Source organism: Microcystis aeruginosa NIES-2549, assembly GCF_000981785.2.
GTDB lineage: Bacteria > Cyanobacteriota > Cyanobacteriia > Cyanobacteriales > Microcystaceae > Microcystis > Microcystis aeruginosa_C.
The window spans coordinates 49,515-71,909 of record NZ_CP011304.1; the positions used below are offsets into that span (position 1 = coordinate 49,515).

Below are 22,395 nucleotides of genomic sequence, written 5' to 3' on the forward strand. Positions count from 1 at the left end.
GGAAATCGGGAAGTATTTTCAGTCAACAGTGAACAGTAATCAGTGAAAACTCACATCTGATAACTGATTACTGATTCAAGGCTGCCTACCGACGGCTAAAATAACTGACTTCGTCTCCCTCCCCGGTCAAGATTGAAAGCGATAAGCTAGAGTGTGAGGAGTGAAAACTTTTTAATCTCGTTTCGCCCCTAGAGGATAATAGCTCGATGTTGCGAATTATCACAGAGCCATGGTCAGCCAGAACGGAACTGAGACGAATTCGGGAACGGTTCGACGATCCGGAAATTCGGGAAAAAGAATCGCTTGTCCGAGAGATTGTCGATCAGGTGCGACTCATTGGCGATCGCTCGTTGGTGGATTACACGGAAAAATTCTACCAACAGTCCCTTAATCTACAGCAGCTTAGGGTGAGTGGAGCGGATCTGGATGCTGCTTATCAACAGGTGTCGCAGGATTTACTAACTGCGATCGCTGTTGCCTGTGAAAAAATGGAGGCTTTTCATCGTCAGCGTCTTCCCAAAGCTTGGGTGCAGTTTCCTGAGGATGGTACGGTTCGGGGGAAACGTTATCAACCGATTAACAGTGTGGGAATTGTTGTTCCCGATGGTAAACGGGCCTATCTCAGTTTATTGCTCCAACAGGCGATTCCTGCCAAAATAGCGGGGGTTAAACGGATTGTCATGGTATCTCCTGCCGATGAGGATTTACGCATCCATCCGGCGATTTTAGTGGCAGCCCAATCGGTGGGTATTAGTGAGATTTATCGGGTGGCTGGACCACAGGCGATCGCCGCTTTAGCCTACGGCACAAAAACGATCGCTCCCGTGGAGATGATTGCTGGAATAGGTGATTTTTATACTAATTTGGCTAAAAAACTGGTTTCTGACCATGTAAAAATCGATTGTCTCTCTATTACTTCTGATTTGGTTATTATTGCCGACAGTCAAGCTAATCCCAGACAGTTGGCCCTAGATCTATTAGCGCAAGCGGAACAGTATTCCCTAGCGGCAGCGATTTTATTGACGACGGATAAGGCTTTGGGACTAATAGTACAGGAAGAAGTACAAAAACAGTTACAGATACATCCCCAGAGATTGTTAACGGAAAAAGCGATCGCTCATTATGGTTTAATCGTGGTGGTGGAATCATTGGCAAAAGCGATCGAATTATCGAATCTTTTTGCTCCTACCCATTTATCCTTAATGATTGATGAGCCTTGGGAAAAGCTATCTTCTTTGAGACAATCGGGAACTATTCTCCTCGGTTCGACTACTCCAAAAGGGGTGGCTGATTATTTAGGTTGTCCCGTGGGAGTGGAAACTTTTCTCGATTCCGCCACTTTGATCGAATATCCTGCCGATTCTTTCGCCTCCATAGCCCATAATCTGCAAATATTAGCGCAAGCGGAGGGCTTGACCGCAACGGATGCGGGTATAAAATCCCGAGGTGAGGACAAGAACTAGAAAAACTATAATCTTCTCAAAGCAACTATTGGGTCTAATTTAGCGGCACGATGAGCGGGAACAACACCGAAAATCAGACCGATGGCACTAGAAACTCCTAAAGCGAGAATTATGGCAGGGATTGAGACACTGGTGGTTAAAGCGGCAAAAATTCCCGCTAGATACATTCCTTGAATGCCGACAAAAATCCCGATAATTCCGCCCGTGGTGGCTAAAATCACGGATTCAATGAGAAATTGACCTTTGATATCCCCTTCTTTCGCTCCTAAAGCCTTTCTTAACCCGATTTCTTGGGTTCTTTCCGTGACTGACACGAGCATAATATTCATGACACCGATTCCCCCGACAAAAAGGGAAATACTGGCGATCGAGGCTAACATTCTAGTTAAACTATCGTTAGTTTCTTTGGCCATTTCTAAGACTGCGGTTTGGGGGAAAATCTGCACATAATTCTCGTCGCTGACCTGATGACGCATTTGCAGCAGGTTGCTAATCTGAAACTGAGCGGCTTTAATTTGGGCAGAGTTTTTGGCCAAGACAGAAATATGAGTCAGGGGAATGCCATAGATAGCTCTGCGGCCTTGAACCTGATTAGACATGGTAGTTAGGGGAATTAAGGCTCGATCGTCCTGATTAGTCTCAAATAAGGAGCCTTTCGCCTGTAAAACTCCAATGACTTGAAAACTAAGATTGCCCATGCGAAGATTTTCGCCGAGGGGATTGCGATTACCAAAGAGATTTTTAGCTAATTCCGATCCCAAGACAATCACGCGATTATCCCGTTTCAGGTCAGATTCCATAATAAATCTACCTTTAGATAGTTGACGGTTACGCACGTTTAGGTACTGGGATCCCACCCCAATCAGGGGACTATTACTGGTTCTATTACCGAAGGATAAAATTCTTGTACCGCTCAATTCGGGAGAAATGGCGGTAATGGCGGGAACTTGAGATGCGATCGCTTGAGCATCTTCGTAGGTGAGGGGCCGGGGATTAGGAATTGTCCGCCGGACATTGCGCGAGGAAGTAGAAACAAATAAAACATTCGGACCGAGGGCTTCAAACTGCTCGAGGGCGACTTTTTGCGCTCCTTCACCCACTCCCACTAGGGCAATGACGGAGGCGTTACCGATAGCAATTCCTAGCATGGTCAGACCACTACGCAGTTTATTGCCCATCAAAGCGGAAAAAGCCATTTTCAGGTTTTCGAGCATTTCCATGGTTAGTTACATTCAGTGATCAGTAAACAGTAAACAGTAATCAGTAAACAGGGATAAAGATAAAGATAACTAACTAGGGTTTGCTGAAAAAGTTTTTCGGTGGGGGCAGGGTGTGGGGTGTGGGGTGTGGGGTGTGAGGTTTTACCGGTTTTGAGGTGGCCAATTACCTAATTTTTAGGGAAAAAGTCCAGGGATTTTCCCCCTGATCACTCCCATACCTGGTACTTTTTGATTGACAAAAAGTCTAAAAGTCTTACCCAACAAGGTTTTTAGATTTATTCAGCAAACCCTAACTAACTAACTAATTAACTTAAAACTTACATCTGATAACTGATAACTTACATCTGATAACTGATAACTGATAACTGATAACTGATAACTGATAACTGATAACTGATAACTGATTAGCGGGTAGAGATTTGGATCGTTTCTGGTTTACTTAAATCGCCGGTAATAGTTAAACTGCGCTGATTAGCGTTGAGATGACGGACGATTTTATAGATAGCTTCAACTTGGTCACTAGCGCCGATTTTAGCCGCTAGTGTGGTTAGGTCGAGAGCGGTTCCCGTTTCCCGAACAACTTGCACGATTTTTCTTTGTAAATCCAGAATGGAAGCGGCGGCTTTTTTCCCTGCTTCTACCCCCGGTTGATGGTAGGCGTTAATATTAACTAAACTAGCATAGAAACTAACGGCCCGTTCGTAGAGGGCAATTAAGGCCCCTACCTGACGGGGAGTAACCTCTGGGATAGTGATAGTGATAGAGTGACGACTATTTTCGTATAAAGCTTGTCGAGTACCTTGCAGTAATCCTGAGAGAAAATCGCCAGCAGTGGAGCCAGTTTCCACTTCCATGGAATCTCCTTGTCGGTCTTTTAACACTTCAATAAAAGTGGCGAAGAAATTGGGAATCCCTTCGCGTAATTGTTGAACGTAGGCGTGTTGGTCCGTGGAACCTTTGTTACCATAGACGGCGATACCTTGGTAAACCTTATTACCATCGAGGTCTTTTTCTTTACCGAGGGACTCCATGACCAATTGTTGCAGATAGCGGCTAAAGAGATAGAGACTGTCTTTGTAGGGCAGAATCACCATATCTTTCTCTCCCTTGCCCTTGCCCTCATGATACCAAGCTAGAGCCAGTAGGGCGCTAGGATTTTTTTTCAGGTTATGGACGCGGGTGGCGATGTCCATTTCTTTGGCCCCGGCTAACATTTCATCGATGTCGATACCCTGCAAAGCGGCCGGGAGAAGACCGACGGCGGATAGTTCTGATGTACGACCACCGACCCAATCCTGCATGGGGAAACGAGTTAGCCAATCTTGGGCGTATTTGTCCAGTTGGCTACCAGGCATAGTGACGGCGACCGCGTGTGGCGGAAAGTCTAAATCTTGTTTTTCGTAAGCGTTGCGGACTTCTAACATTCCGTTTCTCGCTTCGGGAGTGCCGCCGGATTTACTGGTGACGATAACCAGGGTGGTAGCTAGGGGTAAATGGGCTAAGGTGCGATCGATGCCTTTAGGGTCGGTATTATCAATAAAAGCAATCTCTAAGGGGGGATTAAGGGGGGATAGAGCCTCGGCAACGAATTGGGGACCCAAAGCAGACCCCCCGATGCCTACACAGAGGATATGGCTAAATTTTGCCCGATTGGGCGGCTTAATCGCTCCGGAGTGAATTTTCTTGACAAATTCTTTGATCTGTGCTAGGGGTTCGGTGATTTCGTCCCGCAATTCCTGGTTAGGAGCGAGTTCAGGAGCGCGCAGCCAGTAGTGGCCGACCATACGCTGTTCGTCAGGATTGGCGATCGCACCCTGTTCTAAAGCTGCCATATCTTGGAAAGCACGCTCAAATTTTGCTTCTAGACCTTTGAGAAAAGCCTCATCGAAGGGAATCCGACTGACATCGAGATAAAGTTCTAGGTTAGGGTGATAGTATAACCAATCTTGGTAACGTTGCCAGAGTTGCAGATTATCCATAAAAAAAAGCGAAATTTTTGTTTAATTACTCGTTTAGGAGAGATAAGATTCTATCCTCTCCAATCATCATACAGGTAGTTTTAGACTAGAAGTTGACGGTTAAGCATATATTATGGGGTTGGCAAAATGTTAACAGTGACGGAACTATCCCCTAATTGTTCGGTTTGCTGGTGTTGGCTGTTGATTTTTTAACTGGTTCTATGGCTATCTACTCATCCCCTCTCAAAATCGGTAACTTAGAAGTGCATAGCCGCGTCTTGCAATCACCTTTATCCGGTGTCACCGATTTAGTGTTTCGGCGCTTGGTGAGACGCTTTGCTCCTGATTCCATGCTCTATACCGAGATGGTCAACGCGACAGAAATCTCCCAGCTGCAAGAGTTACCGCAATTGATGGTTATCGGGGACAAAGAACAACCAATTAGTATGCAGTTATTTGATTGCCGTCCCGATTTTATGGCTGTGGCGGCGGAAAAAGCGGTTAAAGAAGGAGCGATGACCATCGATATTAATATGGGTTGTCCAGTTAATAAAATTACTAAAAAAGGCGGCGGTTCTTCGCTTTTACGACAGCCAGAAATTGCCGAGCAAATTGTTAGGGAAGTCGTGGGAGCGGTATCGGTGCCGGTAACGGTGAAAACTCGCTTGGGATGGAACGCCCAAGAGATTAATATTATCGATTTTGCCCGTCGTTTAGAAGATGCGGGAGCGCAAATGTTGACCCTGCACGCACGCACTAGGGAACAGGGTTATCACGGGCCGGCCGATTGGCAATGGATTAAACGGGTGAAGGAGGTTTTATCGATTCCTGTCATTGCTAATGGTGATATTGTTTCTGTGGAAGCGGCGATTAATTGTTTGGAATTTACCCGGGCTGATGGGGTGATGTGTTCGCGGGGAACCCTCGGTTATCCCTATTTGGTGGGGGAAATCGATTATTACCTCAAAACAGGCAAAAAGTGGCCGAAACCCACCTCTATTGACCTGTTAAGCCTAGCTAAAGAGCATTTACAGGGGCTATGGCTATACAAGGGACAACGCGGTATTTGGCAAGCTCGGAAACATCTGGCTTGGTATTGTCAGGATTTTACCGGTGCGGCGGTTTGGCGCGATCGGTTTTCGCGCATCGAATCCCTGGGGGAGGGCTGTGATTTGATTGATGGAGCTATTGCCCAATTAAACCTTGAAAACGAGAATATTTACAGATAATGATCGCACCGACCCGCTATCATCAACCTTGAATGATATTATTAGTCTAAATCTCGGTCGGGTGCAGTGATTGGTTAGACAGATGGACTTTAGATGAAGTTTATGGAGATTTCCACTCTCCCTCTGGGATCATGGCTGTAATCATGATGTTAGGCAATGTTCCGGTGGGTAAATCTCTCCCTTGATGGTAAGGTACGATAACTTGAGTATCTTGATCCCTTCAAAGTTATACTTGCGTAATATGCGCTCAACCTCGTCAGCATTCATTCTCCCGAGTCGAGTCATCCGACCATAACCTCACGGATTACTGCTCCGGGTAGAAGGTCGATAGCATCAGGTTGTAAATAAAGCTCGATCGCTTCGCGTATATTTTTGAGAGCTTCCTCTTGTGTAATACCGGCAGATGTGCATCCGGGCAGTTCTGGACACCAAATTGCCCATTCGTTTGTATCGGGATCGGGTTCAAGTATCACTCGCCATTTCATAGGGACTAAATACTTAGAGAATTACCCAAGATGATAATAGATGGACTCCACAAGCATAATCAATGCTCAAGCCCGGGATGACTCGATAGTGGTTCACGTTGAAAGTGCCAAGGGTTCATTATGCCCAAAAGCAATATCAGGCTGATGTTCACGGTATTTACTCAACGTTCAATGACCTGTTTTTGATCCTAAGTGATTGGTTAGATCGCTCCTAATTCTTACCTAGAATCTTGTCATACTCGGAGTGCGACCCAACCCAGAACCAAACTATCTTTTCTTCATCTGACTTTTTAATCCCTAATGCTCGCCATCCAATGCCGACTCTGACTGACCAGATTTTTTCTCTTGGTTTCACCTCTTTGAACTCTAGGCTGGGGTGAAATGGATTTTCTTTCCAAATCTCGTAATTTTTCTTGGCTGTTTCTTGTACCCTTTGCGGCAAACTGAGAAAAAGTTGACGAAACCTCTTGGTTCTGGCTGACTTCATTCTTCTCCAAAGCCTTTATCTTCTGTTCTCCCCTCTTGTTCTTCTATCAGGGCTTCCTGTGCCATTGTTATTAAAGCTCCCAATTCCAGATCTTCGTTAGAAAGGCTTTGCTGCCATTTTAATTCACTTTCAATATCTTCCAGCAATTGTTGAGCGAGTTCATCCTGAAGAGACTCTGGCAGTTTCTGGATTTCTGTGAATGCTTTTTGCAACAGAGTAGTCATATTTTGTTAATGTTTTACAGGCATCGGACTATTTTACTACTTTTTCTACTCTCTATTAATTATCCAGAAACTTTCCGAATAAGGAGAGTAAGGATATGCCGAAAGTTTCCGCATATCACCCCGTTTTGTCGATTCCTGACAATCAGCCGAAATAACATCAGCTTTTCCCCCGGAATTTTAGCACCAATTGTTCAATCTGACTGCACTTCGTAACAAAAATTTACAACTCGATTATAAGCGATCGCACTCCCGTCCGTCGCTGTGCCTAGATGTTTTTAGATTATTATCATTTGCTTGAATCAATGACCATGGTGTGTTCCCCAAAATCGATCGCTGCAGCGGTAGGACTCGCATCAGGGAACGCACTTTACCATATCTACCCTAGCGGCGATCATACTGCACTTAAGAATATCTACTGTTTAACTTTTCAGCCAATGCCATCCAACTCCTAGCAGAAACTCCAAAAAAGTCTTTAGCTTCTTGAAAACTTGAAAATCTGTTTTGTAGTTCTTCAGGACTATAAGTGATTTTGATACTCCAGTCTTCTCGCATTAGTTTGAAGGCAAGCTTTGAGTTATTTTCAAATAGATCTTGTGCCAGGTTTAGCCAATCCTCTGCTTGGGATGAGAAATGCTCACGAGCAGCATAAAAATCGAAAAGCTTGTCTTCAAGTATAGAGGCTAGGTAATCAACATCACTTGGATCATAGCCAGCAAACTCTTGGGATAAATTTTCATTTGTATGGAGTAAAGTATTATCTTGTGCTTTATCCTTTTCTTGAAGCATTCTTGCAAGGTCATACCAATTGTCCGCTTCAATTTCAAAAGTCAGGCAGGCATTGTCAAAGATAATGTATTCATCCTCTAGCTCAAGAGCTAAAGCTTTTATAAGCTCTGCTTCTGCTTTTTCCCGCTCTCTGCGTCTAGCTTCTGCTTCTTGCCGAGCTACTATTTCAGGGTTCAGCTTTGTCTGAAAACTTCTTGCTTCAGTGTCTTTAAGTTTTTTCTTGAGCTTTAGATCTGCAACTGCTCTTTGTGCATTTTCATATACGTCTATTTTTTTCTGAAGGTATTTGTCAACGTTTTTAATTAGTATTATATCAATTAGAATAACTGCAAAAATGGCTCCAATGATTAGCGTAAGATTGGCTGATTTAGAGAACAAGTATATAATGATAACTACAGGAATTAGGACAGCAGATACTCTAGTAAGTAGCTGAAACGACTTATTTTGTTGATACTCTTGAAGCTTTTGGCGATCTTGTAGAAATGTTGATTCGTAACTACGTATCGCATCAAGGGACACAATCCTTAAGCATTTATTTAACTTATCTTGCACAATTGGCAAGTTGCGTTGGGCTGTTGAAAGAAAGTTGTCTAGCTCATTTAAGACTCGATCATTAGTATTGCTTATGTCTGCATTCATAGAAGCCCTAGTTGTCGATGATCCTTTGTATCGGAGGATTCGTCCATGACCTCTGGCCTGACTACGGGCTTCTCTAACCCAATATTTCAGTGCAGATTTTTCGTTGCGAATATTATTAATTGTCTCTCGGTATATCTCAATTGCTCTTAAGCAAATAACCCCTATCTTTTTAGCTGTTTCAGCGTTAATATCGTCTTTTGATATTTCCCAAATATCTTGTGTTCTAGTTCTGATCTCAGTGGGTTTTATATACTGATAGGTATATCTCATTTGTTTTATCTTTTTGTGCAGCTACAGTAGTGGCATTAAACATTCATGCTGCTGCTCATAGCTTAAGCGGCACAGATGTGAAGATGCCAGCTAAACATTAATTATACAGAAACTTTCCGAATAACCAGAGTAAGGATATGGGGAAACTTTCGACATATCACCCCATTTTGTAGATTTCTGACAATCAGCCGAAATAACATCAGCTTTTCGCCAAGGTTGCAGCACCAATTGTTCAATCTGACTGCACTTCGTAACAAAAATTTACAACTTGATCATAAGCGATCACACTCCCATCGATCACTGTGCCTAGACGTTTTTAGATTATTATCATTTACTTGAATCAATGATCATGGTGCGTTCCCCAAAATTGATCGCTGGAGCGGTAGGAGTTACATTAGGGAACGCACCCTACAGCTTGGAGATGTCCATTAATTATACCGCTCCCTGCTGCCAACTCCGGCACTCATGGACAGCCTTAACGAGTAATTTAGAGAGTCAACAGCTTAGTGGTCTGTCAATCTTGAAATTGTGGATAGGGGAATCCGGCCAAATTATTCGCCCCCAATCCCTCAAAATCATCTTAACAGACCAATAGAATCGCCCTTAATTTTTGTGGATTGTCGGCCCCTAACTATATTCCTCCCCGACACTGAGATTAAAGAGCATTTGCAGGGATTGTAAACAGCGCTTACGCGCTTCGATATCCTGTTGGGCCCGCAGTTGTACCATGGGTTCGTGAAGGATTTTATTAACGATACCGCGGGTCATTGCTTCGATAACTTCTTGGTGTTTTTCGGCGAATTCCGTCCCCAAACGGGAGAGGGCCTTTTCTAATTCCTGTTCGCGAATATCTTCAATTTTGCTTCTTAAACAGCTAATTGTCGGTACAGTGTCCAAAGAACGCCACCAAAGCTCGAAAGCTTCCACTTCCTGCTCTAGGAGTGCCTCTGCTTCCCTGGCCATCTGACGGCGACTTTCCTGATTGGCGGCAACCACCGCTTTAAGATCATCGACGTTAAAAGCTTGCACTTGTGCCAATTCCTTCACGTCGGTGTGGACGTTGCGGGGAACAGAAATATCGATTAACATCAGCGAGTTAGCAGCAATCGTCACTTCTGTCAATAAATTTTTAGTTAAAATTGGTTCCGTGGCCCCGGTACTGGTAAAGACGATATCCGATGCCGCTACCGTAGCCATCATCTCTTCTAAGCCATATAGTTGGATTGGTACGTTAGGAAATTCACAGGCCAACTCCTGGGCCCGTCTTTGGGAGCGATTGACGATCGCAATTTGCTGAGAACCCTTAGCCAGAAGGTGAGTAACTAATAATCGGGACATTTTCCCTGCCCCGATAATAGCGATTTTCTTGCTGCTGAGGTCTGCCACCTTAGCATGGGCTAACTCCACCGCCGCCGAACTGATCGATACGGCTCCCGTGCCGATGCTGGTTTCCGTGCGGACGCGTTTACCGGCAGTCATCGCTTGTTTAAACAGGCGATCGAGTAATTGGCTAATACTATTGTACTTTTGAGCTAATTTATGGGTATTTTTAACTTGAGCGAGAATTTGCCCTTCCCCGAGGACAAGACTTTCTAAACCGGCCGACACCCGGAGCAGATGACGGACAGCATCCTGATGCAGTAGGGTAAACAGATAACGACGCAGGACATTAAGGGGAATATGCCCGATTTCAGCGAGAAACTGGGTAATTTCCACCACGCCCTTTTCCGTATCCGTAACCACGGCGTAGATTTCCAAACGGTTACAGGTGCTGATAATAGCCACCTCTTGGATGTGGGGATAACCCTTGAGGTGGGTAAGGGCGGACTCGATTTTCGCTTCCGGGATACTCAATTTTTCGCGAATTTCCACAGGGGCTGTCTTGTGACTCAAGCCCACTACAGCAATATTCATTTATGTTCTCCTACAAATGTTGCTCAGGCTACAAAAATTATTGATAAAGATCAGTGCGTTATGTCTCTAATTGTTGCAATTTAGTCCCAATCGGGATGCAAATAAAAGATGTTTGAAAAAAAACTTTATATATTTTTACCAATGGGGGCGAGGTGAGCCATGCCCACCCCACCCGATCAGAGAATTATCTCAGTTGAATGTATTTGGGTTGGTCGAACAGGTGAACGGTATCGACGAAGCGAGCGGTTTTCGATTGGGTGGAGATAACCAAGCTTTGGGTACGAGCGCCACCATGGAAGAAGCGTACCCCTTCCATCAGGGTGCCGGGGGTGATCCCACAGGCGGCAAAGAGGACGGTTTGGCCACTGGCTAATTCTTCGCAACCGTAAACGCGATCGGGATTAGTGATGCCCATTTCTTGCAGACGAGCGAGATTACCCTCGCGGCTTTCGCCGATTAAACCGGTTTTGACCACTTCCGGATCATAGATTAATTGTCCCTGGAAGTGACCGCCTAGACAACGCATAGCCGCCGCCGAGATTACCCCTTCTGGAGCGGCACCGATACCCATGAGAGCATGAATATTAGTTCCCGAAAAAGCGCAGGAAATAGCGGCCGATACGTCACCATCGCTGATCAGACGAACTCTGGCCCCGGCGTTGCGGATTTCTTGGATTAATTCCTTGTGACGGGGACGATCCATCACCACTACCACCAGTTCTTCGATCGAACGATTGAGACAATCGGAAAGAACTTTCAGGTTTTCCGTCGCCGATTTATTAATATCCACATGACCTTTAGCTGCTGGGGGAGCGGCTAATTTTTTCATATAAAAGTCAGGAGCGGCGAATAACCCACCTTTTTCGGAGATCGCTAACACGGCCATAGAACCATTTTGACCGTAGGCAACCAAGTTAGTGCCTTCGCAGGGATCGACGGCGATATCGATTTCGACTAATTCGTCGGGATTACAATATTGTTTGGCATCAGCTTGGGTACAGATACCCACTTCTTCGCCAATATAGAGCATAGGAGCTTCGTCTCTTTCCCCTTCTCCAATAACGATGCGACCACGCATATGGATTTTATTCATCCGTTCGCGCATCGCTTCCACAGCGACGTGATCGGCGATATTTTTTTCGCCTTTACCCATCCACTTCGAGGAGGCAATGGCAGCCTGTTCGACCACTTCGATAATTTCTAACCCTAGCGTACTTTCCACTCGATGATCCTCCCTACAGCTGATCTATGATTTATCTAGTGAGTTTGTTTCCTTAACAGTCAAAAGTCTATCACCAGACGGGGATCATTCTTAAGTTTTTATGCAGATCATCTGGAGGAGACCGGTATAGCTAGGGAGTTTTTGCCAGCACTGTCGCCTCCATCTCAGTTATGGAGAGCTTGTTCGCTGATGGCGGCTGGCGATCGCAGAAAGGTATGTTCTTCCCCCTGTTGTGAATGCTAGACAAGGGCAGCTTTGTCGATACTAAACATCTGGTCAGGTTTTGCCGAGCAAAATTATCCACCCTATTCCGTTAATCCTTCAGTGTGTTTAACCGATGCTAGAATGCAGCAAGAGACTCGGTTATTCTAGACAAGCTAAAACCCACTTTTCTTGGCAATTGAGTTAAAACGTCATCGGGTAAGGTTTTAAACTGTTGCCTGATCTCAACAAGCAATTTAAATGCGCGGGCAGCTTAACTGCCATAAATCGGTTTGTTAACGAAGCCAATAAACTATAGCGGTAATAATACTCAGAATTACCACGGTCTGACGCAGATAACTAGGAGAGATAATTCTAGCTAGTTTTCCCCCCAATAAACCCCCAATTAAAGAGCCAATTGCTACCACTATCGCTGCCGACCAATATACGTGATTAGAAAAGAGAAAAAACCAAGATGCAGCCACATTAACCACCAAAGAAAGCAACTGTTTTAAAGCATTTAATCTCGTGAGATTATCCTTGAGAAATAAGCCCAAAATTGCCAACTTAATCACCCCTAAACCCGCTCCAAAATAACCACCATAAATTGAAGCGAGAGCGATGGGTAAAACCGCCAAAATTTCTGGTATATGACCATTTTCGTCCCCCTGTCGCCGCTGCAACCAAGAGCGTAAAGTATCTTGAAAAGCCAATAAAGCCGCCGCTAAAAGAATCAAAAAAGGAATCAGGCGCTCAAATACTTTATCACTACTATTTAACAGCAAAATACCACCGATAATGCCGCCAATAACTGCCGATGGTAGTAATAACCAAATCCGTTTTTGTTGCCCGTGCAGGTCTTTTTTTTGGGCGAGGGTTGCCCCCAGATAACCGGGGCATAAAGCGACGGTATTAGTCACATTTGCCATCACCGGTGGGATACCCACCGCCATCAGCGTTGGAAAAGTAATCAGACTACCGCCACCGGCAAGAGCGTTAATTAAGCCGGCAGCCACCGCAGCGATTGCCAAGAAGCCATACTGAATAGGCGTGAGCATTTAGGCGTTAGGGATAGTAATTAGGGCTAAATCAATTTTTTCCTCGTCAACTTGCTTAATTTCGGCTCTAATTCCTGGTCCAAAGTATCTCTCGATTTTTTCCTGTTTTGCCAGCCACTTTTCTAGGGGTAAAAGGGGCGATTCAAATTCTAGGGTGAGACAATAGGCGGAATCAACAGCAGTTTCACGAATTGCCACTAAAGTGGGTCTTTCCTCGTCCGTGGGGCTTAATCCCAGCTTTTCTAGGGCTTCATCCAGATGCACCTCCTGTCCGTAGCGATAGCGGGTGACATCGTTGCGAAGTTTGGTTTGGGTGACAGTAGCCTGTTGTTGGCGCAATTGCAAGATTTCGGGGCTACTGGGTTGACTAAAGGGTATGGGTTTGATTTCTGAAGCTTTTAGGGCTAAACCTCCCAATAATAAGGGTAATCCGTAGAAAAACCCCGCTAAATTGACCGTGGCGTTACCTTGGGCATAACCGATAATCCCGATAACCGTTAAAATACTGCCTAAAATTAAGCCAAAGTACGATAGTCTAATTTTCCTGAGCATGAAATAATTTTTTTCTTGAGTACGCTAATCCTTTAGAGATTATACAACTCAAGAGAATCTTTTTTGCAGAGGGGCAGTGGGGAGATTTTTGAGCTATCAGTAAACAGTCATCAGTCATCAGTGAAAAGAAAGCGGCGAACTTGCCACTTAATAAGTAAGTAATCTGAATTAATTGTTAGATAGTGGCACAGGCTTCTGGTTCTTTGTATTTTATCTTTGATTGTAACCAGCTACTTAGTTGATGATAGGTGGTGCGTCAGGAATTTTTGCCGTCTAACGCACCCTACGTTTTACTATTGCCTATGTACTCGCAATTTTTCAATTAATTGAGATAATTTCTGGTCAGAAGCGGCAGTAATAAAGTCTAATTTAAACTTTTGTCCCTGACTGAGATATTCTGCATAACTAGACAGAAGAAAAGGACGAAACTTGTCATTATCGGCAATATAAACTTCAAAAAAAGCGACAAATAAAGCCCCCGCGTAATCCCCGATTAAATTTTGATCGGGTAAAGTGATATTGACCACAGACTTCAGTGTTTTTTGCATTCCTGCATCCAATTCTGTAAAATTTACATGAGCTTGTCCCTCGACCATGGCCAGATATTTATCCGGGGTTTTTAACCAAGTAAAAGGAATGGCCTGTTCAAAAATCGGATTAGCTGCCGGGTCATAACTTCCCGAACCCAAGAGGACAGGAATTGCTATTTTGCTTAAACCTTTTTCCCCAAAAATACTGCGGTTAACGGGATTAGTCGCAAAGACGGCCGTGACTCGTTCATCGCGAAAATTATAGACCTGTCTAGGCAATTCCAGGGCGCGACATTCCAGTAAAATGGCGATATTAATCCCGGAGTAAGGACGATTACAATCTTGGGCGAGATTATCAAAATCAATTTGTGCGCCAGCAACAGCTAGAGATGTATAACCTCCAAAGGAATGACCCGCTACTCCCACATTAGTGAGGTCCAGTTTACCTTGAAATTGACTAGGATTACGTCTGGCTAATTCATCGATGACAAAGCTAATATCTTTGGGTCGATTAATAAACTCATTGCCATCAAAAATATTGCGATAATACCCCCCTAACATTCCTTGCAGGTATTTGATATCACTGCCGGGGTGTTGCGGTGCCGCTACTAAAAATCCGTAGGAAGCTAGATGTTCAATTGCTTGGGCATAATCTTCCGGTCGCGAGGCTAATCCGTGGGAAAAAATAATTACAGGTGTTTTGCCTTCTCGGAAAGTTTGCGGGATATAAACATCCACATATAAACTGCGATTGCGACTGCTATCGGTTAGGTTCCAAACTTCTTTTTTTACCTGAAAGCTACCGCGCTGGCGCAGATCGGGTAAACTGGTATAATTAATCGGTGGTTTAACGGCAGCGGCTTCCTCGGCTGTCCAGAGGCGCATATCTTTAATAAATATTTCCGCCACATAAACCGCATAATCGATGGTTTTAGCTAATCCGAGGATTTCTTCCCCCTGTAACTGGATATTATTGGGGAATTTTTTCAGCACATTTAAAAGGGTTAATCCTCCCGGATCGAAAGCGGCACTAACAATCGCACCCCGCAGGGCATATTTACCATTAATTCCCCCTTGAATGGTGATGCCTTTGCCCAAACGAGAGAGCATATCAGCACCCATCACACTATTAAAAAAACGAGATAGTAAAATAGGATCGATGTCAATCTTTGTTAATAAAGCCTCACGAAACTTCTCTCTTGCTTCGGGAGTTGCTCTGGCCAGAAATCTTTTTAAATTATCATCGATTTTTCCTTCTTTAGCAAAGGTTTCTAGGGATGCTACCGATACGGAAAAGACGAGGGGAGTATAGACAAATTCAATTTCTTCGGCGGCTTTTAGGGGTAAAGTGGTGATACCTGCAGCGAAAAGACCTAGAAGGAAAGCTCGCAGCCGACGGGTGGTATTATTTCTGGGAAAACGATTTTGTAACCTGGGTATAATCATAGGATTTTTAGTTAAGTTAGATGACAGAAATTAAAGGAAAAAGTGACACTGTGATTGATATCTACAGCCAACAAACATCGACAAAATTTTAGGTAGATTAGAATAAAAAATCATGAGTAAAATCTCGATGTTTACTTATTAAAACCATAGATTGCTTTCGAGGATTTTGATTTTAGACAATTAATGTTTTCCGAATATATTACCTAGTATTGACTATATATTAAAATTGGTTTTTTGTCAAGATATTAGCTATTAATAAAAAAGAATAAGCACATTAATTTAATAAGTGAAAGTGATATATTTTCAGATGAAAATAATCAGATAAGATTTCTGACCAAGATAAATTGCTAATCATTGCGAATGTAAATATTTTGTTGCGGGAAGGGAATCTCGATACCCTGTTGAGTAAACCTAGCGAGAATAGCACAATTAATATCACTAATTACTCGCTTTTTTCTGTTGACATCATCCAACCAAAACTTTAATTCAAAGTTTAAACTAGAATCACCAAAATTAATAAAAAATGCTACTGGTTGCGGGTTTTTAAGTATGTGAGGATGTTGATCAGCAATGTCTAGTAATAAACTCATCACCTGTTGTGCGTTAGAATTATAACCAACTGCGATAACAATTGAACAATAAATCAAGTTATCACTACCCGTATAGGTGGTGACATCCTCAGTAAAAAACTTTTGATTGGGAATAATTTTTTCGGAATTGTCCGTGAGTATTTGCACTGTTGTCGCTCGGATACCTAGCTTTTTTACCTGAGAAGTCTGTCCTTCAATATTAATTATATCACCGGGTTTGAGAACTTTTTCAAATAATAGTAAAATCCCGCTAATAAAATTACTGACTACTTGCTGCATACCGAAACCAATACCCACCGATAAACCGCCAGTAATTGCCGCTATTGCTGTTGCATTAACTCCCACATAACCCAAGATGAGAATAAAACCTAAGACAATGAAAAAATAACGTCCTAAAAGTAAAGTTGCTTCAATTTCACCGCGACTAGCTTGCTGATTTAAATTAGTAATACTCAGAATTATGCTCTCTATAAGAATAACAATAATTACCAGAAAATAGGGAGCTATTATCAAAATAAATATGCTTCTCAATGTGATCGGACTATTGAATAAATTAAAGGGAGATACTTGGGCAATTTCCTGAATATTATTGTAGAAACCAATCATGGTTCTCAGGAGGAATAATAGCAATAAAGGTGCTAAAAGCCGCCAATGATAATATTTAATTGTCTTGACGGAAAACTTGGCGTATAATCCAGCTAATAAACCACGATAAACGAAATAAAACCACATTAGTTTTATCGATAAACTAATCATTCCTCTTGTCCAGTTTTGACCCAAAAAAATTAGATAACTTAAGTCAAGTAAAATTAGGCTAATAACTGGAAAATTAAGAAACTGTATCAGGATAGCAAAATATTGACGGAGGGTTAACTTTTCATCACTATGGATCAAACTGGTAACGTGAGGAAATCTTTTTTCTAAGTAAGACCATAACCATTTTGATAATAACCAAGCAAGAATTAAAGACAGAAAAATGATCGTTAATTGATTTTGAACATTTCTGCGTCCTAAAAATAATAATTGGTTAGCAATTATCTCCGAAAGAGAGGGAATATTGTTGTTCATATTAATTTATTTTCCTGACTTCCTGATCAATATCTGATTGAATATAAAGTGTCAGTTTTTCGGCTGCTGCTGAGGGAGATATTTCACCAGCGATCGCTCTTTCATACCAAAATTCTCCTTGTTCTAAAATTTTATTCAACTTTTCCCAATCATCCAGAGGAACTGCCACGGCATTTTGAGATTGTTGTAATAATACTGATTCAGTTGGTAGTAATTTTCCTTCGATCTGCACCCGTCGATTAGTGGGAATAAAACTTTCGGTTTGGGTGATTGCTTGTAATTGTTGTTCGGGATTAGTGAGAAATTTTCCTAAAGCTAATCCCAAACGATTTTCATTATCACTATTATTGCGATTAAATACCATCACCCGTGTATAGAGAATTGGTGCTGCTTTACCTTGAGTTTCTTGGGGAAGTAAAGCGACTCTGAGATCATCTTGTAGGCTATTTTTTAAATCGGCAATTTCAATAGAACTACACACATAATAGGTTAAGCGGCCTCTAGCAAAGGCATCATGGAGTAATTCCCGTTGACGATTGAGGATAAAATTAGGCTGTGACGAGGCAAATTTTAGCCATTCTAGCCATTTTGCCCAACCATATAGGCGAGGTTGCAGGCTACCCTGATCATCCCACAAATAGCCGCCAAAAATTGCCATTCCCCAAAAAGTATCTTCAAAAGAGGACACCATCCCCACAGAATAGCCTTTGCGCGCACGTTCCACTAATCCCTCTAAACTGGTGGGAGGTTGCTTCAGCAGCGGATCGGGACTAACTTGTAATTTTTTTTGATTATAACACAGTACATTGGTACGAGAACCCAAGGGAATGCCATAGATTTTTCCTTGATAGCTAACTTGTTTCAGCGTCGGGGGATAATAAATAGATAAATCTAGATTTTTCTGGTCAATTTCCTTCAGTACTCCTTGGGATACTAATCTGGGTATATTTCTCGAAAAAATTAGAATAACACTCGCACCCAATCCGCTTTGAGATTGTTTAAAAAAACGTTCGGGTATCTCATCGATAGGAATAGCTTTTTCGAGAATTGTCACTTGCGGATTTAATTTTTCAAACTCTTGCAAACCCAGACCTAGTACTTCAGTTAAATTTCTCTCTTCTGGATACCAAACCGAGAGGGTTCCTTGCAGTTGCTCCGATGATTGAGTAGGAAGATAACTAAAACAGGCATAAAGAAAAATTGGCATCAAGATAAAAAGCAATAGGAGCGATATAATTCTCCTTATTTTTTTACTTCCCCAAGCAGTTTTAACTTTGAGCCTTAGAAATTGCATCGCTCGTGATCCTTCAAAAATCTTGCCATATATTCATAGTACATGAAAAGGTGAATAATAATCTTCATCAGAAAAATAATTAACATGATCTTTTGTCAAAAGCCCCCAGTATAGAAACAATTCCAGTTAAAAATTTGTGCGAGTTAAGCTGCTGACGTATCTAAATTACCTGTTACGTCCAGAACCCTATTTATAAATCTTTGTTAAGTACAATTTATACCAAATTGGGTGAGCTTCCCCTGCATACCAAATAGGTTTTTAATAGTATGATTAACCACCGAGTTATGGATTATTTCTCCCCGCTCTCCTATACCTTTCAAATAGGATTTAGTATCAGTCCTCCTCATTTCCTCAAAATCTTTTCCCATTTGGGGCATTTAATCCCTCCTTTTCAAGGATAATTGGCTAGTGGCAATAAATATTAGGATGAGGTTCGGGATTTTGGGGAGGAGGGTATTTAGTTAAATAATCTTTGCAGAAAAGTGCTTTGATCCCGCAGAAAAACCTGAGCGCAATTACGCCCCGGCATTCCCGAAATTGAGCCGCCGGGGTGAGTTCCTGCCCCAGTTAAATAAAGGTTTTTAATGGGGGTTTTGTAGTTAGCTATTTCCGGCAAAGGACGCAGGAAAATCATCTGATCTAAGGTCATATCAAGATGATAGTAATTACCCTTATAGGAACCCAAACGATTAGCTAATTCGGCCGGACTTTCCACCCGACGAGCAATAATGGCGGATTTGAGATTGGGGGCATAATTGGCCAGTTTATCAAGAACTCGATCGGCCACGCGATTTTTTAATTCTTCCGTCCATCCCGTGCCGTTTAATCCCGTTCCCTCAGCCCCGGCAATCTGATAGGGGGCAAAAAATTCGATCCAGAGGGTATGCTTGCCCTGGGGAGCCATGGAGGGATCGAGAATAGTGGGGACATCTAGGTACATCGAGGGATTTTCGTCGGGAATCTGCCCCAAAATCGTTAAAGCGTGGGCTTGTTCAACGTGACGCACGGAATCGGCGATGAGAATCGTTCCCTGTAAATACTCCTCTTTGTGATCATAAGCCTCGAACCTTGGCGCTTCGGCGAGGGCGCAGTCAATTTTAAGAATTGTTTCATTGTTATTGACAATTCGCCGTTCTACCCTTTCTCGCAATTCCGGATCGGCGGCATCCACATCGGCGGAGGCGACTAACTGTAAAAAAACTCGTCTAGCGTCAATATTAGAGATAACACCCGCTTTGGCCAGATATTCCTGTCCAGAGTCCACCCTAACCCCGATCGCTTCTCCTTCCTCGATTAGAATCTGTTTAACTTTCTGCTCGGTTAAAATCACCCCACCGAGACTAACAACGCATTTCACCAGAGCCTCGGTTAGTGCGCCCGTACCACCACGAGGGCGAGCCACCCCGGGGGAATGACGCATCGCCATCATCATCATCCCGGAGGTAATGCCTTTTTGGGAGGGAGGAGCGCCAATTTCCGCCGCTAGACGAGCCAGGGGTGCTTTGACAAATTCGCTTTCGAACCACTCATTAAGGACATCTTCGGGGGAAGTAATCATCGTGCGGATGAAGTCGAGCAGTTTCTTTTTCGAGCCGATCGCTTTCCAGACACTAGCTAAGGCACTAGAGTTATAATTGCGGGCGATTCTGAGCAAATCTTGGGGCGGAGCGTTAAACCAAGGACCGATCGCATTCATCAACTGCGCCCAATAGTCGATAAACTGAAGGTAGCGATCGGCATCTCGCGGACAAAACTGGGCAATTGCGGCGTGAGTTTTTTCCAGAGAGCGATAGGAAAGAAAATATTGGCCGGAGGGATGGGGACAGAAAACGGTAGGATCGAAGAATAAATACTCTAATCCGTGCCGTTTTAGCTCTAATTCCTCAATTACTGGTCCCAAAAAGATAAATTCGTGATCGATCGCACAGAGATTAAACTTAAAATCGGGGGCTAGATCTGGGATAACCGCTTCTGTGGTAGCCGCTCCTCCTGGTACGCTACGCTGTTCCAGAAGGAGGACGCGATAACCAGCTTTGAGGAGATAGGCGGCACAAACTAAACCATTATGCCCCGCACCGATGAGGATGACATCGTAACTTTCCATGCAGTTTCAAAAATTCCTATTTTTAATTTTGCGCTTTTCTTGGCCTTAATATGTTAAAAATAGTTAAAGATTCGCTGCTGTCAGCAGATTTCAGCGAGCAGTTATGAGTGAGCAGGTAGAAAACATTTAATTTTTCCTTTTTTTTATGAGTTCTTCCATCAAAGTTATTCAACCATCGGGTATTTTAGATGGCAACCAAGCCAGCCAATTTCGCCAAGAAATTGCCGAAGCCGTGCGGGGAGGTTCAGAGGTTATTATCGTTGATTTCAAGGATGTCACCTTTATGGATAGTTCTGGTTTAGGGGCGCTAGTTTTATCCTTAAAAACCGTGCGTTCTGCGGGGGGTAAACTATTGATCTGCTCGATTAATGATCAGATAAAAATGTTATTTGAATTGACCGATATGGATCGAGTTTTTGAAATTTTTAATAACCGAGAAGAATTAGAACAAATAATCTCGGAAATTAATTAATAAAAATCCACCTGCATGATCGAAAGATCATCCTTAAAATTACCATCGAATTGTAAAGCTTGAATTTCTTCAATAAAATTATTGAGATTTTTGGCGGAATTACAGTGATAATTTCGCAAAGATTGAATAAATTTCTCTAGTCCCCACATCCTACCATCAGCACAATCGATCTCGTAAATTCCATCGCTAAAAAGATAAAGGCTACTGGGTAAATTCAGGCATTTAACCTGATTAATATATTCCGCTTCTGGAAACATCCCGATGGGAAAACCGGGGGCTTTCAGTCTGGTTTCCATCACCTGGCCAAAAGGTTTTTGAGTCAGGAGAACTGCCGGGGGATGACCGGCACTGGCATAGGTTAACTGTTGTTGTTTCCGATCATAAATTCCGTACCAAATAGTAAAATATTTATCATTCCTAGGACTGATTTGATACACTTGATTTAACCCCTGTAAAACCTGATTAGGTTGATAGTAATTCACCTGACTTAAACCACGAGAACGGAGTAAATTAATCACCGAAAGAGAGGGTAAAGCCGCTCGCAAACCATGGCCCGCCACATCTAAAAGATATAACACCAAATGGTCATTATCTAACCAATAATAATCAAAGCCATCCCCCCCCAATCGACGAGAAGGAAGGAAGCGAAAATCGATAGCAAGTTTTGGAGAAATGAAAGGCTCTGGTAACAGCGATCGCACATATTCCGCCGCTTCCGCTAACTCCATTTCTAGTAATTGTTTTTGCGCTCGCAGATCATGACTTAATTGATGCAAACGCATTCCCGCCCGCACGCGCGCTCTTAACTCATTAATCTCGATCGGTTTACATAAAAAATCATCTGCCCCCGCATCCAATCCCTTCACCCGATCCCCCACCGATCCCAAAGAAGTTAAGAGGATAAAAAAAGTCGTTGACAGTTGGGGATTGAGCTTAATTTGCCGGCAAACTTCCAACCCATCGATCCCCGGCATCATCCAATCACAAATAATCATCGCCGGTTTTATTTGCCCCGCTTGCTTTAATCCTTCTTCCCCATCACTGGCAACAAAAACCTCGTATTCCTTCTGCAAAGCGCGGCTCAAAAACGTTTGAATTACTCCATCATCATCAATTACTAGAATTCGTACCATCTTTTTTGTGACTCGACTATCTCAATCTTACTGCTTACACTAGAGGGGAG

The 22,395-nt window shown here is 43.1% G+C and carries 18 protein-coding genes; 3 read left to right on the forward strand and 15 right to left on the reverse strand.

The genetic code is table 11. The features are described 5' to 3' along the window. Positions 1-206 precede the first annotated feature (206 nt). On the forward strand, positions 207-1,463 hold the full coding sequence (hisD, locus tag myaer_RS00210) for a histidinol dehydrogenase (protein ID WP_046660475.1): 1,257 nt from the start codon (positions 207-209) through the stop codon (positions 1,461-1,463). Positions 1,464-1,468: 5 nt separating this feature from the next. Here the strand turns inward: hisD and myaer_RS00215 are convergent, their stop codons facing one another. Both myaer_RS00215 and myaer_RS00220 read right to left on the reverse strand, forming a co-directional pair. After that, a complete protein-coding gene (locus tag myaer_RS00215; protein WP_046660476.1) occupies positions 1,469-2,683 on the reverse strand; it encodes an ABC transporter permease in 1,215 nt (404 codons plus the stop codon). A gap of 404 nt (positions 2,684-3,087) precedes the next feature. Next, entirely contained in the window at positions 3,088-4,662 is a 1,575-nt protein-coding gene (locus myaer_RS00220) for a glucose-6-phosphate isomerase (RefSeq protein WP_046660477.1), read from the reverse strand. A gap of 200 nt (positions 4,663-4,862) precedes the next feature. Between myaer_RS00220 and dusB the strand changes: the two genes are divergently transcribed. Beyond that, positions 4,863-5,870, forward strand: coding sequence for a tRNA dihydrouridine synthase DusB (gene dusB, locus myaer_RS00225; RefSeq protein WP_046663547.1), 1,008 nt, complete (start codon positions 4,863-4,865; stop codon positions 5,868-5,870). 281 nt (positions 5,871-6,151) lie between these two features. On the opposite strand, the gene myaer_RS00235 is transcribed toward dusB, so the two are convergent. The 12 genes from myaer_RS00235 to crtO form a co-directional block, all read right to left on the reverse strand. Beyond that, positions 6,152-6,355 carry a type II toxin-antitoxin system HicB family antitoxin gene (locus myaer_RS00235; RefSeq protein ID WP_046660478.1) on the reverse strand — a complete coding sequence of 68 codons (204 nt, stop codon included), beginning with the start codon at positions 6,353-6,355 and terminating at the stop codon, positions 6,152-6,154. A 211-nt stretch (positions 6,356-6,566) separates the two neighbouring features. Next, positions 6,567-6,842, reverse strand: coding sequence for a hypothetical protein (locus tag myaer_RS00240; RefSeq protein ID WP_046660479.1), 276 nt, complete (start codon positions 6,840-6,842; stop codon positions 6,567-6,569). Next, positions 6,839-7,066 carry a hypothetical protein gene (locus myaer_RS00245; RefSeq protein WP_002735837.1) on the reverse strand — a complete coding sequence of 76 codons (228 nt, stop codon included), beginning with the start codon at positions 7,064-7,066 and terminating at the stop codon, positions 6,839-6,841. The genes myaer_RS00240 and myaer_RS00245 overlap by 4 nt, the downstream gene beginning before the upstream one ends. Positions 7,067-7,468: 402 nt before the next feature. Next, on the reverse strand, positions 7,469-8,761 hold the full coding sequence (locus myaer_RS00255; RefSeq protein ID WP_046660480.1) for a hypothetical protein: 1,293 nt from the start codon (positions 8,759-8,761) through the stop codon (positions 7,469-7,471). A 627-nt stretch (positions 8,762-9,388) separates the two neighbouring features. Continuing rightward, a complete protein-coding gene (locus tag myaer_RS00265) occupies positions 9,389-10,675 on the reverse strand; it encodes a glutamyl-tRNA reductase (protein WP_046660481.1) in 1,287 nt (428 codons plus the stop codon). Positions 10,676-10,859: 184 nt separating this feature from the next. Next, entirely contained in the window at positions 10,860-11,897 is a 1,038-nt protein-coding gene (glpX, locus tag myaer_RS00270) for a class II fructose-bisphosphatase (protein ID WP_046660482.1), read from the reverse strand. 497 nt (positions 11,898-12,394) lie between these two features. Then, entirely contained in the window at positions 12,395-13,156 is a 762-nt protein-coding gene (locus tag myaer_RS00275) for a sulfite exporter TauE/SafE family protein (RefSeq protein ID WP_046660483.1), read from the reverse strand. Next, complete coding sequence (locus myaer_RS00280) at positions 13,157-13,708, reverse strand: DUF2854 domain-containing protein (RefSeq protein WP_046660484.1); 552 nt, start codon at positions 13,706-13,708, stop codon at positions 13,157-13,159. A gap of 293 nt (positions 13,709-14,001) precedes the next feature. Continuing rightward, a complete protein-coding gene (locus myaer_RS00285) occupies positions 14,002-15,684 on the reverse strand; it encodes an alpha/beta hydrolase (RefSeq protein ID WP_046660485.1) in 1,683 nt (560 codons plus the stop codon). Positions 15,685-16,031: 347 nt separating this feature from the next. Then, positions 16,032-17,342 carry a mechanosensitive ion channel family protein gene (locus myaer_RS00290; protein WP_046660486.1) on the reverse strand — a complete coding sequence of 437 codons (1,311 nt, stop codon included), beginning with the start codon at positions 17,340-17,342 and terminating at the stop codon, positions 16,032-16,034. A gap of 1 nt (position 17,343) precedes the next feature. After that, on the reverse strand, positions 17,344-18,636 hold the full coding sequence (locus myaer_RS00295) for a sugar ABC transporter substrate-binding protein (RefSeq protein WP_046660487.1): 1,293 nt from the start codon (positions 18,634-18,636) through the stop codon (positions 17,344-17,346). A 457-nt stretch (positions 18,637-19,093) separates the two neighbouring features. Then, positions 19,094-20,740, reverse strand: coding sequence for a beta-carotene ketolase CrtO (crtO, locus tag myaer_RS00300; RefSeq protein ID WP_046660488.1), 1,647 nt, complete (start codon positions 20,738-20,740; stop codon positions 19,094-19,096). A 145-nt stretch (positions 20,741-20,885) separates the two neighbouring features. On the opposite strand from crtO, the gene myaer_RS00305 reads away from it, so the two are divergent. Beyond that, positions 20,886-21,212: an STAS domain-containing protein gene (locus myaer_RS00305; protein WP_046660489.1), complete on the forward strand. Its 327-nt coding sequence runs from the start codon at positions 20,886-20,888 to the stop codon at positions 21,210-21,212. Here the strand turns inward: myaer_RS00305 and myaer_RS00310 are convergent. Continuing rightward, entirely contained in the window at positions 21,209-22,345 is a 1,137-nt protein-coding gene (locus myaer_RS00310) for a SpoIIE family protein phosphatase (RefSeq protein WP_046660490.1), read from the reverse strand. The genes myaer_RS00305 and myaer_RS00310 overlap by 4 nt on opposite strands. Between the last annotated feature and the right edge of the window lie 50 nt (positions 22,346-22,395).